Here is a 15,499-nt window from a genome sequence, read left to right as displayed (position 1 = left end):
GGATCAGAAGGAGTAGGAAACGTTGCCGCTGAGGAAATCGCGGTCAGCCATCAGGTTGTTGTCGCCACCGCCCCAGAACTGCACCCATTGCAGTCCACCCTTCCAGCGGTCGCGGTAGTTGAACAGCAGCGCGGCGCTGAGCGATTTGCGCCCCTCCACGAACGGCATGGCGTTGGGCGACGTGCCCTTCACGTCATGGCTGAAATCTAGCTGCGGAGTGACTGTGATACCGGTGTCGAACAGGTTGGGATAGTTGATGCCGACCTCGGTGACGTAGCCCCAGGAGGTCTTGTCCGGGATCGAGTAGTCCGGCAGCAGATAAGGCACCTTGCCGGAGGTGTCCAGCCCCGGATAACGCGTGGCCACCGCTTCGGCGAGGATGAAACCATCCGAAGCGCCCAGCGCGCTCGGGATAAATCCGAGCGGATCATTGGCGGAGAAGGTGTAAACGGCATTCACGTCGACCTGCCATTTCTTTTCTTCGACAAAGCCTTTGTTCACGCCGGTATCGAACACGCTGTAGGGGTTGTAGCTCCCCGTGAAGCCGCGTCCGAACGGCACGGTCGGGTCAATCGCCACGCTGTCCTCGGGACGGTAGGAAATCTCGCCGGCGACCGCAACCGGGCCAGCCATGGTGCTTGCCGACAACCCGAACAGGTTTTTGTCTTCGCCGTAGTTGATGAAGTAGTTGTCCACCACCAGATTGTCCGGGTTGCTGACGGCGGAGTACCCGACAAAGGGCAGCTTGTCGTGATAACGCTGGTAGAACACACCGAAGTCGGTCGCAATGCTTTCCGCCGTCCAGCGCAGTGCAACACCGTACTGGCCGCTATTCTTCGCTTCGCGCTCGCCGCCGTAGGGAACGGCGAGGCCTGCAGCGATCAGCTCGGCATCGCTCAGGCCGCTGATGTTCGGCGCACCACAATGACCTTTCGGCAGACCGGCACAGGCGCCGCTGCCCGTCAGTCCTTCCACGTAGTTTGTCGGGTAATAGATTGGACGACGGCCCTCACCCACGACATCCGCCGACGAGAAGTAAGTACCCACCGGATCGAGGGCATAGGCATTCCATTTGAACTGGTAGTAAGCCTCAACACTGACGGTGTCGGTCAGGCCAATATTGAATGAAGCCATCGGTGCCGGAACGAACACCTCTTTCAACTGGGTACCGGGGGTGTGGTACTTGGGCAGGCTCAGGGCGTTGATCTGGTTGATGCCACCGGGCACGAAGATTTCCGATCCCCAGCTGATCACTTGATTACCGACCTTGACCTTGGCCGGCATGTCGCCCAGATCGAAACGTTTAGCCACCCACAGATCAAGCAGGTCGAAACGCTCGGTAGCATCTCGCCTGGCCTGATCGTCCAGTCCGGTGGTGCGCACGTTGTCCATCTTGAAGTCCCTGGCCCAGGCGACCCGGCCCAGCGCACTCCAGCCATCGCCAAAGCGCAGGCTCAATTCATGATTGCCCTTGATGACTTCGGAATACACATCGTGCTTGTCGTAGTTGAGATTGCCGTCGTCGCCGTTGCTGTAGTTAATGTCGGCATTGGCGTAGCCGTTGCCCCGAACCGGGTTGTAGTAGCGCGCCAGTTCATTGCCGGTGCCGGTGTTGCAGCCGCCACTGTCGTTGCCGAGGATGTGGCAATCGGGTGACTGCAGGCGGCTGGCGAAGCCAACGGACAGCGTGGAGTCGAAGCTGCCGGAAATCCCCGCCTCGTTGCCGAACATCAGGGCATGACTCGATGGTATCCACGCCAGGTTGATCGCTAAGGCAACCGCCAGCACGCAGGCGTTTCGCGGGAACGGGGCTCCCTGCGGTGCGATTGCACCGCATGAATTATTGCTCTGGTTCATGGGACAGCTCTCTGGAAGGGATCAGCGTTCGCCGCGACGACGCAGCTCATTGGCGTTGAACATCTTGTCGCTCACGCGTCCTTGCAGACCTGCCGTCAGATCGATGGACTCCCCTTCCTGAGTGAATCCGTCAGCGATATAGCGCCGCGCGATCAGGTCGTAGCTGACGTATTCGAATCCTGTACACGTCTGAATCTCGGGATCTGCCCACAGACTGCCCTCCTGTATCCGCCAGAGATTGCCCTTGGCGTCATACATGTCGACATGCAACAGGCTCCAGCTGTCCTCGTCGAAATAGAACATCCGCTTGGCGAACGAATGGCGCTTGTCAGCCTTGACCGTGGCCTCGACTACCCATACCCGATGCTTCTCATAACGTTGCACGTCTCGATTCAGGTAGTCCTGGCCGATCAATTTTTCGTAGGTGTTGGACTTGTCGACAAGCTTGTAAGAGTTGTAAGGCACGACCATTTCTTGCTTGCCGATCAACTTGAAGTCGTAGCGATCCAGCGCGCCGGTGAACATGTTGATCTGATCGACAAAGTACAGATTGTCGGAACCGGCGATGGGATTGTCGTAGGCGAACGATGGCGCCAGACGTACCCGACGCTGACCGGGAAAATAGATCCACGAACTCTGGACCTTATCGAGAAACGAGTGCACCAGGTACATCTCGCCAGCACGGGAGGATGGCGACAACACGTCGTAAAGCAGCTTGGCTTCGATGCCATCGGTGTCAGCCGGCGCCTTTACCGCCGCGTCGTTATAGGGGTAGAACTCGCTCGCCCATTGTTTGACTTCGGTCAGGGACCCACCCTTTTCCCGCATCAGGAACGAAATCTGCGCACGACGCCCCTTGGCCATGTAGCGCAACTTGTAGTTCCACATCGCCTGAATGCCGTTTTCCGGAATCGGGAAAGGCACGGCGGCGCCGGCGGCCTGCTCCAGGCGCCAGCCATCGCTGCCGATCCGCGCCTGACCGGCCAGTGACTTCGTGCGCGCAGCCACTTCATCCGGGATCGCACAACTGCGATGACTCGGGTAAACGTTCAGGTGGTAGCCGGGATAGGCCTTGATCAGTGCGGCCTGACCTTCGGGAAGAAGTTTCAGGTATTGGGCCAGGTTGTTTGCATCGATAGAGTAAAGGGGCTTGTCGCCGGCGTAGGGATCACCATGGCCCGGTGTCCAGCCGGCTGGCGCCTTCGCAAGGCCGCCGTTCCACGCGGGAATGCTTCCATCGGCGTTGCCGGCCTTTTCTGCGCCGATGGGTGTCAGTTCCCCACCCGGTTTGCTGAAGTCAGCCGCCGCAACGGCGTGCACCTGACTGAAACCGCAGAGCGCCAACAGCGCGCCACCCAACAACGAACGCGGGAGGTTTCTCATGTACGTCTCCTGGAGGGATCTTGTTATGTGTTTTTGTTGAAGGGATGACCGGACCGGTTGAAAAAGGGGCTGACAAACATCCAGCCCAAACAAGGTTCTGGTACACCTCGATGCAAAAACTAACCAAGGCACCGGGAGACGGCTTGCCAGCAGATGACAGGGCTTTTGACATCTGACGCCAATCGAGTGAAACGCTCAGGCGGGTGCAGCTTGCCCTCGTGCCCGCGAAAGGCTGATGATGAAAAGGCCCGTCGGGCAACAAGAACAGGCTAGTCAAGCAATCAAAGGCCGTAGCGCACAATGAAATCCGTCCGTACCGTCATGTCTGAAAACTTCTTTCGTCGATTCCGCGATGTCTTTGCACCACACCTGAGTGCCGTAGGCATGGACACCCGGGTCCTTGAACGGGCCGACATCGAAATACCCGGCGAGCAGTACGTCGCACTCTGGGAGGCAGCCGGCACGGTGAACCCTGATATCGGCCTTGATCTGGGCATTCAGACCGAAGCCAATGATTTCGGTGCACTCGGCCATGCCCTGCACTGCGCGCCGAGCGTCGAAAAAGCGCTGCGCATGCTGGAACAGTTCATCATTGTTTTCGCTCAGGAGTCAGTCATTAACTTCGAGTGCGAATCCAGATCGGCCTATGTCGAATATAAGATCATCGCCCCGACCATCCTCTATCGACGTCAGGATTCGGAATTCACGATTGCGTCGATTTTCCACCAGATCAATCTGCTGACGGACTGCATGATCAAGCCGCTTCGTGTCGACTTCGAACACGCAAAACCAGCAGATATTTCTGCACACAAGCGAATCTTCCAGTGCCCGATCCATTTCAATCAGCCCAGCAACCGGCTTCACTTGTCGCTCGACACCCTGCGCCTGCCGGTTTCCCATGCCAACGAACGCTTGCATGAGGCCCTCGAGCCGTATCTTGAGCGGCAACGAAAGGAACGGGTAATTTCCGACGACATCCTGCCGCAGATCACCCGCATGATTGCCTCGGGCATGAGCAGCGGCAACCTGTCGCTGGTGGAGATCAGCGAGCAAATGGGCCTTAGCCGGCGCACCTTACAGCGCCGGCTCAAGGATCAAGGCATCGAATTTTCATCGCTGATCGAAGATGTACGACGGGAACTGGCCCTGGCCTACATGCAGGGCTCGGATTATTCGGTGACGGAGATTTCGTTGCTGGTCGGCTATTCCGAATCCAGCTCGTTCACTCGCGCCTTTCGCCGCTGGACCGGCCAATCCCCCCAACAATACCGTGCTGCCCACCTGCCTCTTCGTTGATCGACCGACACGGCACAGCCGCCCGAGCTGATGGTTGGCACGTTGTGCCGACAAGACTGGCACCCACGGACAATTCGTCGACCGACCCGCTCGCTAACCTGAAATCCTTCCTTTGGGCCTGACGATCGGGCCGCTGCGCACCCGGCGGCATCCGTCAGACGCCAATCCGACTGTCCACCGGAGATTTCAGCATGAACCTGGCAGCCCCGGCGCTCTCCATCGACCGCAGCGAAGCAGAGGCCACACGTATATTTACCCTACAAACGGCCGCGCACCGGACCAACCCTGTTCCGAGCCTGCAGACACGAAAAGCCAACCTTAAACGACTGGAACGACTGTTGCTGGATAACCAGCACGCCATTTGCGAAGCGATCAGCCAGGATTTCGGAAACCGGGCCCACCAGGAAACGAAACTCCTTGAGTTATTCCTATCGGTTGACGGCATTCGTGATTGCCGCAAACGCCTAGGGAGCTGGATGAAGCCCCAGTCCAGGCACGGTTCGATCTGGTTTCTGGGTGCACGCAACACCGTGGTTCCGCAGCCCAAAGGCGTCGTCGGTGTAGTCGCGCCGTGGAATTACCCTTTGTTTCTGGTGATGGGGCCGGTGACCAGTGCACTGGCAGCCGGCAACCGTTGCATGGTGAAAATGGCCGCGAACTCGCGGCATTTGTGCAAATTGCTGCATCGGTTGGTCGCGGAGAATTTTGTCGAAGAGACGCTGGCCATCGTGCCGAATGTCAGCGGGTCGGTTTTTTCGAGCCTTCCGTTTGACCACTTGATCTTCACCGGCTCGGCGGACACCGGGCGGCAGGTCATGAAGGCGGCCTCGGCCAATCTGACACCGGTCACGCTCGAGCTGGGTGGCAAATCCCCCGTCATCGTGGCCGAAGACTTCGACCTTAAGACGGCGGCTGCGCGAATCCTGCAAATGAAAACGGTCAACGCCGGCCAGACCTGCGTAGCACCCGACTATGCCTTCGTTCACGAGTCGCAGCTCGAAGTTTTTGTCAGCCAATGTCGTGCAGTCGGAGCCAAACGCTACAGCGCCATCGAAGCGAGCGACTACACATCGATCATTGACTGCGCCTCCTACGAACGTTTGCAAAACTATCTGGAAGACGCGCGGAACAAAGGGGCAAGAATCATCCCGTTGCTGCCCGGGCGCACCCATGACGCGCAGACGCGAAAAATCTGCCCGGTGCTGGTGGTGAACACCCACGAGAACATGCACCTGATGCAAGAGGAAATCTTCGGTCCGATCCTGCCGGTGAAAACCTATAGAACCCTCGATGAAGTGCTGAACTACATCCAGGATCGTGACCATCCACTGGCACTTTACTTGTTCACTCATCAGCGAGCGGTTCAGGAAAAGGTCATTGCTTTGACCCAGTCGGGAGGCGTGGCCATCAACGATTGCGGTCTGCATGTCGCCCAGCACGACCTGCCTTTCGGTGGCGTGGGCGCCAGTGGAATGGGGCACTACCACGGGTATGAAGGTTTCGTCGAATTCTCCAAGCTGCGCCCAATCTTCAAGCAATTCATATGCCCGGCTTTTCCGTTGCTCTACCCGCCCTATGGAAAAATTTTCGACCGGTTGATGCGCCTGATGCTGGGGCGCTGACTCAAGCGATCATCTGATAACTGTATGGCCTTCGCCCCCTTCCTGATGACGAGAACAAGAACATGACAGTCGATCCGCGTGCGCACCTGGAAAACAAATCGTTTTGGCAACGCAACTACGGCGCTTACTCACCCAACCCGCCGCTGGCTCAAAGTTTCAAGGCGGATGTGGTGATCATCGGCGCCGGGTTCACCGGCCTGAATACCGCTTGGCAGTTCAAGCAGGACAACCCCAACGCCCGGGTGGTGGTGCTGGAAGCAGCTATCGTCGGCTTTGGTGCCAGCGGTCGCAATGCCGGATTCAGTACGAAAATGTTTGGCCTGGAGCCGGAGATGGTGCTGTTGCGCTGGGGACGGCAGAAAATGCTCGAGGCCCATCAATACTTAAAAAAGGCCGTGGCCTACACCAGAAACCTCATCGAAGAGCACCAGTTCCAGTCCGACTACCAACACAACGGTCTGGTCCGCATAAGTTATTGTGACAAGCAACTGGATCGAATGAAGAAAACCTATCAGCTTTTCCAGGAGCTGGGCATTGATGACGACATGATCTGGAGAGACAGATCCCGGGTACAGCAGGACTTCCATTCGGATCAGTTCGCCGGTGGAGTATACGAATCCGATACCGGGCAACTCGACCCCTGCAAACAGGTGCGAGCGCTGAAGAGACTGGCGGAATCCGCCGGGGTGGAAATCTACGAGACCACGCCGGTGACCCATATCGAACGAACGGCTTCGGTCATTCTCATCGAAACGCCGAGCCACAAAATCGCGGCTGACAAAATCGTCGTGGCCACCAATGCCTATTCACGGCAAATACCCGACACCCGACGGCTGCAGACCCGTCAGTACCCGCTTTGGACCTATCAGATCGTCACCGAACCATTGACCGAGAAGCAATGGGACAGCATTGGCTGGAAGGACAGGCAGTCGTTTGGCGACAACCGCCAAATGCTCCATTACTTCAGACCGACCGCCGATGGCCGCATCATCATGGGCGGCGGTGATGCGATCGTTCATCGGACAGAAGCCATGCGTGAGGTGCCTGCACCGGCGAGCTGGGATCACTGTGAAGCGCATTTGAAGTGGATCTACCCGCAACTCAGGGATACTCGAATCGACTATCGATGGGGCGGGCCTGTTTCGGTAAATGTTGATATGGTTCCAGAGATTAGCTTCATCAATGACGAACGCGTTATCTATTCCGGCGGATGCTTTGGTCATGGTGTGGCCTTGACCCACCTCAATGGCCGCACCATTGCTGACCTGCTCAACGGCAATAAAACCGAACTGACCGACTTCTGGATCGTCAATCGCCGATCGATTTCGTTGAGCAGCAACACACTGACCTTTCTTGGCGGCAGGCTCGCCCGACGCGCACTTCGAGCCTGGGACTGGTGGGAAGAAAGAGCTTTGGAACCAAAAGTCTGAACTAAATATGTCTCAGATGAAGTAATTTCATTAGTTTTGAGGTTTTCGTTGCAGTAAAGAGCTTTTTCTGCACAATTCCCGACATTGAAATTAAATCAGAGACTGACGCCCATGACTTCTCAGGATGAACGACTCATCAAGGCGCTGGCACTGGCCATCGTTGATCGCCCGCGGGCCACGCTCAAGGAACTGGCTGAAGCCGCGGGAGTGAGCAAAGCGACGCTTCACCGCTTTTGCGGTACACGTGACAATCTGGTGCAGATCATGGAAGGCCACGGTGAGACCGTGCTGAACCAGATCACCACGTCCACCGACCTGTTGCAGGGCGATCCCGTGCAAGCTTTGCGCAGTCTAGTCAACGAGCATCTGGCGCACCGTGAAATGCTGGTGTTCCTGCTCTTTCAGTATCGCCCGGACACGCTCACCGACACCGACGAAGGTAAACGCTGGCAGTTCTACCTCGATGCCCTCGATGCCTTCTTCCTGCGCGGCCAGCAACTGGGCGCGTTTCGTATCGATATCACCGCCGCGGTCTTTACCGAGCTGTTCCTGACCATGATCTTCGCCATGGTCGACGCCGAACGCCGTGGACGTGCCGCCAGTGCCAACTCGGCCAACGTCGTGGAACAGATGTTTCTGCATGGCGCTGCCAATCCCGTCTGTCCTCGATAACGCTGCATTTGACAAAAAAAGGCCCCGTGACCTATCGGTACACGGGGCTCAATGGCTGGACGCGCCAACCCAAAGGAGCTGTTTCAGGACTTGTCGGAAGACCAGCCGCCACCCAGCGAGCGGAACAAATCGATCAGCGCAATCTGCCGCTGAGTGCTGACTTCGATAAACGCCGTCTCGTTGACGAAGCTAGTGCGCTGGGCATCGAGGTAGCGCAGATGGCTGTCGATGCCACCTTCATAGCGCGCCTTGGCCAGTTTCAGGGTCTCGCTGCTGGTGTTGGCAAGGGCGCGCCGGGCTGCCTCTTCCCGACGCAAGGTGTCGGTGGCGGCCAGTGCATCGGCCACTTCGCGAAACGCCGTTTGTACCGTCCTTTCATAAGCCGCCACCGCCGAGTCCTTGCTGGCTTCGGCCAGACTCAAGCCGGCACGGTTGCGCCCGCCATCGAACAACGGCAGCGACAGGTTCGGCACAAAACTCCAGGACCGCGAGCCGCCGTCGAACAGACCGGACATTTGCGCACTGGACGTACCGAAACTGCCAGTCAGGCTGATGCGCGGGAAGAACGCCGCTCGTGCAGCGCCGATGTCGGCATTGCGCGCCTGCAAGCGATGCTCGGCGGCGAGAATGTCGGGCCGGCGCTCGATCAGGGCGGATGGGGTGTCCGGGGCGATGTCCTGCACCAGCATTGGCTCACTCGACAATTTCTCAGGAATCGACTTCGCCGCATCCCTGGTGCCGAGCAACAGCACCAGCGCGTTGAAGGCCTGCTGTTTCTGTCGAAGATTGCTCTCCTGCTCGGCCCGCGATTGTTCCACCAGCCCCAACGCTTCCTGATAGTCCAGCGCAGTGGCGGTACCGTTCGAACGGCGCTGGCTGATCAGGGCGAACGAATATTCGCGGCTAATCAGCGTTTGCTGGGTCAGCTCCAGACGACGCTGGGCGCCATCGTGAACCAGATAAGCCTGACTGACTTCGGCGATCAGGGCGATCTGCGCCGCACGGGCGGCTTCTTCAGTCGCCAGGTATTCCTGCAACGCAGAATCAGTGAGGCTCTTCACCCGGCCGAACAGATCCAGCTCATATTCCGGCAGCGCAACGCCCACCTGATAGTTGCTGGCAACCCCTGCCCGGCCATCGCTGGCCAGATCCGCCGGCAAACGCTGACGATTGCCGGAGGCATTGGCATTCAAGCCCGGAACCTGGTCGGCCCGCTGAATGCGGTATTGCGCCCGGGCCTGTTCAATGTCCAGCAGCGTCTGGCGCAACGAGCGGTTGTTGTCCAGCGCGATGGTCACCAGTCGGTGCAGATCGGGATCGACAATAAACGTCTGCCACGCCAGTTGATTGATCGGACTGCCTTGCTTCGTCGACTCTCCCGCCCAGTGATCCGCCACCGGTGCAACGGGACGCTCATAAGTCGGTGCCAGCGAGCAGCCGCCCAGCATCAGGGCGATCACCAGCGTAGAGAAAGCTGAAATACGCATGTGTCACTCCTGAGCCAAAGCGGGTTGTTCAATGGGTGCCGGTTTGCTGCGCAACCGCGACAGCACCCAGACAAAACAGATCGGTACGAACAGCACACCCAGCAGCGTCGCACTGAGCATGCCGCCAATAACGCCGGTACCGATGGCGCGCTGACTCGCCGCGCCGGCACCCGTGGCGATGGCCAGCGGCACGACACCGAGAATGAACGCCATGGAGGTCATCACGATGGGCCGGAAACGCAGGCGTGCGGCCTCGATGGCGGCATCACGCAGGCTGTAGCCCTTCTCCCACAGTTCCTTGGCGAACTCGACGATGAGGATCGCGTTCTTCGCCGCCAGACCGATGATGGTGATCAGCCCCACCTTGAAGTACACGTCGTTGGGCATGCCGACGACCATCACCGCCAGCACCGCACCGATGGCGCCGATCGGCACGATCAGCATCACGGTCAGCGGAATGGCCCAGCTTTCGTACAACGCCACCAGCAACAGGAACACCACCAGGATCGCCAACGCGAAGAGTTGCGTTGCCTGACCGCTGGAGACCTTTTCCTGATACGAAAGCCCCGTCCATTCGTAGCTGAAACCGGCCGGCAGTTGCGCGGCCAGACGCTCCATTTCCGCCATGGCTTCACCGGTGCTGTAACCCGGCCCGGCGTCACCGACGATGCGAATCGACGGATAACCGTTGTAGCGCACCAGTTGCACCGGCCCTTCTTCCCAATGGGTGGTGACGAAGGCGCTCAACGGAACCAGATTGCCGGCGCTGTTGTGAACGTACAGTTTGAGCACGCTTTCCGGGGTCATCCGGTCGCCCTGCTCGGCCTGCACCACGACGCGCTGCTGGCGGCCGGCGTTGGTGAAGTCGTTGATCACCTCCGAACCGAACGCGGCGGACAATGCCCCGCTGATCGATTCGAAACTCACGCCCAAGGTGCGGGCCTTGTCACGGTCGATCACCACCCGCAATTGCGGCGACTCGGCCAGACCTTCCATCATCGCGTAAAGGATTTTCGGGTTACCGTTAGCCTGTCCGAGCAACTGGTCACGGGCGGCGATCAAGGCTTCGCGGCCCAGACCAGCACGATCCTGCAGACGCAGCGCAAAACCGCCGGAGTTGCCCAGGCCATCGATCGGGGGCGGCGGCACGGCCATCACGGCGCCGTCGTTGGTCACGGCAAACTGCTCGTTGAGTGCCATGACTTCCGCCATGGCCGATTGATCTTCACCCCGCAGCGACCAGTCCTTGAACACCGGGAAGGCCAGCGCCGCGTTGTCACCCATGCCCGAGAAGCTGAAGCCCGAAACCAGGAAAGTCGATTGCACCGCGTCACGGGAAGCGAGGAAGCGCTCCAACTGTTCGCCAGTTGCCTCGGTACGGGTGCGGGTCGCGCCCGGCGGCAACTGCACGTCGACAATCATGTAGCCCTGGTCTTCCACCGGCACGAAGGACTCCGGCAAGCGCAGGTAGAAGTAACCGAGCCCCGCAATAATGCCCGCGTACACCAGCATCATCCGTCCGGCACGGGCGACCAGCCCGTTGTTCAGGATCGAATAACGCTCGGTGAGCCGGGCGAACCCACGGTTGAAGGCACCAAAGAAACCACGCTTTTCATGATGCCCCTGAGGGATCGGCTTGAGCAGCGTGGCGCACAGGGCCGGCGTGAAGGTCAGCGCGAGGAAGCCCGAGAACAGGATCGACACCGCCAGCGACACCGAAAACTGCTGGTAAATCACCCCCACCGAACCGGACATGAACGCCAGCGGCATGAACACTGCCGACAGCACCAGGGTGATGCCGATGATCGCGCCCGAGACCTGACTCATGGCCTTGACCGTGGCGTCGACCGGCGACAAGCCTTCTTCGGCCATTATCCGCTCGACGTTCTCCACCACCACGATGGCATCGTCCACCAGAATGCCGATTGCGAGCACCATGCCGAACATGGTCATCATGTTCACCGAGAAGCCCAGCAGGTACATCATCACCAGCGTGCCGAGCAGACACACCGGCACCACAATCGACGGAATCAGCGTGTAACGGATGTTCTGCAGGAACAGGAACATCACCAGGAACACCAGCACCATTGCCTCGATCAGGGTGTGAATCACCTTCTCGATGGCCACATCGACAAAACGCGATGTGTCGTAAGGCACGGAATATTCAACGTCCGAAGGGAAGTACGCCGACAGTTCCGCCAGGCGCTCCTTGACCGCACTGGCCGTCTGGATCGCGTTGGCACCCGGGGATAGCTGAATCGCTGCTGCCACCGCCGGTTTGCCATTCAGACGCGAGTTGAAGTTGTAGCTTTCCTGGCCAACTTCCACACGGGCGACGTCGCCCAGTTTGACCGTCGAGCCATCTTCGTTCGCGCGCAGGACGATGCGACCGAATTCTTGCGGATTATCCAGCGTGCCCTTTACCGCCAGCGTCGCGGTCAGTTCCTGCTGACTGCTGCTCGGCGTGCTGCCGAAGCTGCCCGCCGGCACCTGCACGTTCTGCCCCCGGATAGCATTGTTGACGTCCTCGATGGACAAGCCGTAGCCCACCAGTTTCTGCGGATCGATCCAGACCCGCATGGCGGCTTCGGACGAGAAGAACTGCAGTTTGCCGACACCCGGCACCCGGCGCAGTTCGTTGTTGATGTTGCGCGCGGCGTAGTCGCCCAATGCAGTCGTATCACTGTGCTGACTGCCTTCCTTGTAGCTGAGCGCATAGATCAGCAGGAAACCGGCGCTGGTCTGTTCCACCTCAAGGCCCTGAGTGAGCACCGCTTGCGGCATGCGCGCCTCGGCCTTTTTCAGGCGGTTTTGCACATCGACCTGGGCAAGTTGCGGATCGGTCCCGGGCTGGAACGTCACCACGATCTCGGCGATGCCGTTGGAGTTGTTGGTCGACTCGAAATACAACAGGTTCTTCGCACCGTTGAGCGACTCTTCGATCACGCTGGTGACCGAATCCACCAGCACCTTGGCCGAGGCACCGGGATAGGTCGCCGTCACCTTGATCTGGGGCGGCGCAACGTCGGGATACTGCGCCACCGGCAGCATCGGAATGACCAGCAGACCGGCCAGAGAGATGAACAACGCCACCACCCAGGCAAAGTTCGGGCGCTTGATGAAAAACTTGGACATCGGAAAATCCTCGCGACAAAGGCGCCCTTACTGTTTCGACTCAGGCGACTGAGCCAGGGCCGGGGATTGACCCGCAACGACCTTGGTCCCTGGTTGCAGGCCGGCCAGACCGCCGACGATCACCTGATCGCCGGCCTTCAGGCCCTCACTGATCTGCCAGCGCGAATCCTGCATGGCACCGGTCACGACAGTGCGTGCCTCGACCCGATCATCGGTGCCGACCACCAGCACCTGGGCGCTGCCATCGCTGCCGCGCTGCACCGAGCGCTGCGGCACGAGAATCGCCTGACTGTCGGTGCCCTGCGGCGTGCGCACACGCACAAACATGCCCGGCAACAGCACGCCGTCGGTATTAGCGAATTTGCCGCGCAACGACACCTGCCCGGTGCCGCGATCCACCGCCACGTCGGTAAACATCAGCGCCCCCTGACGCTCGTACGCGGTGCCCTCGACCCGAACCGACAACGCCGTGTTGTCGTCGGCGGAGAGTTTTCCGTCCTTGAGCGATTCACGCAGACGCAGTGCTTCGGCAGCCGATTGCGTGAAGTCGACGTACACCGGATCCAGCTGCTGAATGCGCGCCATCAAGGTTGCAGCCCCCTGCCCGACCAGCGCACCTTCGGTCACCAGCGCCCGACCGACACGACCGGAAATCGGCGCCGTCACCGAGGCATAACCGAGGTTCAACCGTGCCGTCTGCAGATCGGCCTGGGCCGAACGGGTGGCTGCCTGCGCGCTGCGCAGATCAGCCATGGCGCTGTCGAAATCCTGCTGGCTGACCGCCTCGATTTTCACCAGCGGCTCATAGCGCTTGACCCGGGCCCGCGCCTCAAGCGCAACGGACTGGGCGCGAGCCAGTTCACCCTCGGCCCGGGACAACGCCGCCTTAAGCGGTGCCGGGTCGATCTGGAACAACAGATCCCCGGCTTTCACATCCGCACCCTCTTCAAAACGCTTTTGCATCACGATGCCCGGCACCCGGGCACGCACTTCCGCGACGCGCATCGGTTCCACCCGGCCCGGCAGCTCTGAAGAGAGCGCCAACGCTTCAGTCTTCACCGCCAGCACTTCTACCGGACGGGCCACTTCAGCACTGCTCGCTGCCTGTTCCTCAGTCGGTCCACATCCACCCAACGCAATGGCGAGTGCCAACGAACTCGCCATCCCTACCGCACGCAAATTGCCCATAACTCACCCAAGGCTTGATCGAATTTGGCGCGAATGCTACGTTTCAAACCACGATGAGTCAACTTTGTCTCATATGAACTCTACATGAGTCGTAATAAACGCCGCTCAAGGCCTCTAATGAACTTAATTTCCCATGATGAACAACTGCTCAAGTCGTTGACCCTGGCCGTGGCCAACCGGCCACGGGCGACGATGAAGGAACTGGCGCAACTGGTAGGTGTGAGCAAGGCCACTCTGCACCGCTACTGCGGCACGCGAGAGAACTTGGTACTGCGACTGGAGGATCACGCCGAAGGCACGCTAAATTTGATTATTCGCAGCGCCGGCTTGCTGGAACGGGAGCCGCTGGACGCGCTGCGTCGATTGATCCGAGGCCATTTGGATCATCGGGAGCTATTAGCCTTCTTGATGGCGCAATATCGCCCTGACTTCCTCGATCTGGAACAGGGCGGCAAGCGCTGGCTGTTTTATTTGGAGGCTCTGGACAGCTTCTTTCTGAAAGGCCAGCACGCCGGGTTGTTTCGTATCGATATCACAGCGGCGATCCTGACCGAGCTGTTCATTTCGCTGATCTACGGGCTGGTGGATGCCGAACACCGCAGGCGCGCCGCCAACACTGACTCGGCACGAATACTTGAGCAGATGTTCCTGAACGGAGCGTTATTGGGTGAGGAGTATCGCGGACGCGTCCCTTTGCTGGAAGAAACACGCTAGTCCGTCAGAAACGCGTGAAGACACGGCTGAAGCGGGGAACCGGTGGACTAATGGAATGAATAATTTCTACCTCTATCCGACAGCACTAAACCCGTCAATCGATTAACTCCAATCAACGCTTCGTTAGCACTCGTCGAGTGCGAATCCAAAGTCATCACTGGAGGGAAGCAGCCGGGATTCCATAAGCAGAATTTCAGATGCGCGACCTAAGAGCAAAAGCGGCGACGGATAAGGAGGAGTCAACAGGGAGCATTCGAGAAGCTAGAGACCAGCTAGGATACAACCGTTGGGATGACAGAACAGTACATTCGAATGCGCAAGGGAATGAAGGCTACCCCCCACGAAGTGACTGACGGTCACGAATTGCGGAAAAGATTTTTTGATTGCGGAAAAAAGAACTAAGGGCTTGCATGAGATATCTCATGCAAGCCCTTGATATTCATGGTGCCCGAAGCCGGAATCGAACCGGCACGCCCTTACGAGCGGGGGATTTTAAGTCCCATGCGTCTACCAGTTTCGCCATTCGGGCGGTAGCGCGGTGTTGCTTTATTCTGATGACGATTCACAGTCCTGACAGGAACTGTGCATCGGTGACAGAGGGGGAAATATATACATCACTTCCCGGTGAAGCAAGTTTGCAGTTGTCGTTTCAAAGACTAAATCTTTCAGTGCAACGCAAATAAAAAAGCTCCGTAAATCATGGATCTACGGAGCT

The 15,499-nt window shown here is 58.9% G+C and carries 10 protein-coding genes, 1 tRNA gene and 1 pseudogene; 6 read left to right on the top strand and 6 right to left on the bottom strand.

The genetic code is table 11. The features are described from left to right. Positions 1 to 3: 3 nt before the first annotated feature. The gene (locus tag CAF79_RS00720) at positions 4 to 1,857 is read right to left on the bottom strand and encodes a DUF1302 domain-containing protein (RefSeq protein WP_085695976.1); all 1,854 of its coding nucleotides are present in this window, start codon (positions 1,855 to 1,857) and stop codon (positions 4 to 6) included. 21 nt (positions 1,858 to 1,878) lie between these two features. After that, a complete protein-coding gene (locus CAF79_RS00715) occupies positions 1,879 to 3,240 on the bottom strand; it encodes a DUF1329 domain-containing protein (RefSeq protein WP_085695975.1) in 1,362 nt (453 codons plus the stop codon). Between the two features lie 300 nt (positions 3,241 to 3,540). Here CAF79_RS00715 and CAF79_RS00710 point away from each other — a divergent pair, with 300 nt between their 5' ends. The 4 genes from CAF79_RS00710 to CAF79_RS00695 all read left to right on the top strand — a co-directional run bounded on the left by CAF79_RS00710 (position 3,541) and on the right by CAF79_RS00695 (position 8,260). After that, positions 3,541 to 4,536 (top strand): AraC family transcriptional regulator, encoded by a 996-nt coding sequence (locus CAF79_RS00710; RefSeq protein WP_085695974.1) that lies wholly within the window; start codon positions 3,541 to 3,543, stop codon positions 4,534 to 4,536. Positions 4,537 to 4,727: 191 nt separating this feature from the next. Beyond that, positions 4,728 to 6,158 (top strand): coniferyl aldehyde dehydrogenase, encoded by a 1,431-nt coding sequence (locus CAF79_RS00705; protein ID WP_085695973.1) that lies wholly within the window; start codon positions 4,728 to 4,730, stop codon positions 6,156 to 6,158. Positions 6,159 to 6,220: 62 nt separating this feature from the next. Next, positions 6,221 to 7,588, top strand: coding sequence for an FAD-binding oxidoreductase (locus CAF79_RS00700; RefSeq protein WP_085695972.1), 1,368 nt, complete (start codon positions 6,221 to 6,223; stop codon positions 7,586 to 7,588). Between the two features lie 111 nt (positions 7,589 to 7,699). After that, the gene (locus CAF79_RS00695; protein ID WP_170929676.1) at positions 7,700 to 8,260 is read left to right on the top strand and encodes a TetR/AcrR family transcriptional regulator; all 561 of its coding nucleotides are present in this window, start codon (positions 7,700 to 7,702) and stop codon (positions 8,258 to 8,260) included. A gap of 83 nt (positions 8,261 to 8,343) precedes the next feature. Here the strand turns inward: CAF79_RS00695 and CAF79_RS00690 are convergent, their stop codons facing one another. Genes CAF79_RS00690 through CAF79_RS00680 form a run of 3 tightly spaced genes read right to left on the bottom strand, consistent with a single transcriptional unit; the run spans position 8,344 to position 14,070 of the window. Then, the gene (locus CAF79_RS00690; protein ID WP_085695971.1) at positions 8,344 to 9,747 is read right to left on the bottom strand and encodes an efflux transporter outer membrane subunit; all 1,404 of its coding nucleotides are present in this window, start codon (positions 9,745 to 9,747) and stop codon (positions 8,344 to 8,346) included. Between the two features lie 3 nt (positions 9,748 to 9,750). Continuing rightward, positions 9,751 to 12,882 carry an efflux RND transporter permease subunit gene (locus tag CAF79_RS00685; protein ID WP_085695970.1) on the bottom strand — a complete coding sequence of 1,044 codons (3,132 nt, stop codon included), beginning with the start codon at positions 12,880 to 12,882 and terminating at the stop codon, positions 9,751 to 9,753. Positions 12,883 to 12,909: 27 nt separating this feature from the next. Continuing rightward, positions 12,910 to 14,070, bottom strand: coding sequence for a MexC family multidrug efflux RND transporter periplasmic adaptor subunit (locus tag CAF79_RS00680; protein WP_085695969.1), 1,161 nt, complete (start codon positions 14,068 to 14,070; stop codon positions 12,910 to 12,912). 117 nt (positions 14,071 to 14,187) lie between these two features. Here CAF79_RS00680 and CAF79_RS00675 point away from each other — a divergent pair, with 117 nt between their 5' ends. Continuing rightward, on the top strand, positions 14,188 to 14,784 hold the full coding sequence (locus CAF79_RS00675; protein WP_085695968.1) for a TetR/AcrR family transcriptional regulator: 597 nt from the start codon (positions 14,188 to 14,190) through the stop codon (positions 14,782 to 14,784). A gap of 161 nt (positions 14,785 to 14,945) precedes the next feature. Further along, positions 14,946 to 15,186: pseudogene (locus tag CAF79_RS29365) on the top strand (hypothetical protein); the annotation flags it as partial. 40 nt (positions 15,187 to 15,226) lie between these two features. On the opposite strand, the gene CAF79_RS00665 reads toward CAF79_RS29365, so the two are convergent. Next, positions 15,227 to 15,313 (bottom strand) — tRNA-Leu (locus tag CAF79_RS00665). Positions 15,314 to 15,499: the final 186 nt, after the last annotated feature.

This window comes from Pseudomonas sp. B26(2017) (assembly GCF_002113045.1).
Classification (GTDB): domain Bacteria; phylum Pseudomonadota; class Gammaproteobacteria; order Pseudomonadales; family Pseudomonadaceae; genus Aquipseudomonas.
The sequence above is the reverse complement of the archived record's forward strand: the minus strand, read 5'-3'. Positions and strand labels throughout refer to the sequence as shown.

What these genes read in the sequence shown, in the direction of transcription:
- CAF79_RS00720 (WP_085695976.1), bottom strand. Translation starts at nt 1,857, where the DNA reads ATGAACCAGAGCAATAATTCATGCGGTGCAATCGCACCGCAGGGAGCC.
- CAF79_RS00715 (WP_085695975.1), bottom strand. Translation starts at nt 3,240, where the DNA reads ATGAGAAACCTCCCGCGTTCGTTGTTGGGTGGCGCGCTGTTGGCGCTC.
- CAF79_RS00710 (WP_085695974.1), top strand. Translation starts at nt 3,541, where the DNA reads ATGAAATCCGTCCGTACCGTCATGTCTGAAAACTTCTTTCGTCGATTC.
- CAF79_RS00705 (WP_085695973.1), top strand. Translation starts at nt 4,728, where the DNA reads ATGAACCTGGCAGCCCCGGCGCTCTCCATCGACCGCAGCGAAGCAGAG.
- CAF79_RS00700 (WP_085695972.1), top strand. Translation starts at nt 6,221, where the DNA reads ATGACAGTCGATCCGCGTGCGCACCTGGAAAACAAATCGTTTTGGCAA.
- CAF79_RS00695 (WP_170929676.1), top strand. Translation starts at nt 7,700, where the DNA reads ATGACTTCTCAGGATGAACGACTCATCAAGGCGCTGGCACTGGCCATC.
- CAF79_RS00690 (WP_085695971.1), bottom strand. Translation starts at nt 9,747, where the DNA reads ATGCGTATTTCAGCTTTCTCTACGCTGGTGATCGCCCTGATGCTGGGC.
- CAF79_RS00685 (WP_085695970.1), bottom strand. Translation starts at nt 12,882, where the DNA reads ATGTCCAAGTTTTTCATCAAGCGCCCGAACTTTGCCTGGGTGGTGGCG.
- CAF79_RS00680 (WP_085695969.1), bottom strand. Translation starts at nt 14,070, where the DNA reads ATGGGCAATTTGCGTGCGGTAGGGATGGCGAGTTCGTTGGCACTCGCC.
- CAF79_RS00675 (WP_085695968.1), top strand. Translation starts at nt 14,188, where the DNA reads ATGAACTTAATTTCCCATGATGAACAACTGCTCAAGTCGTTGACCCTG.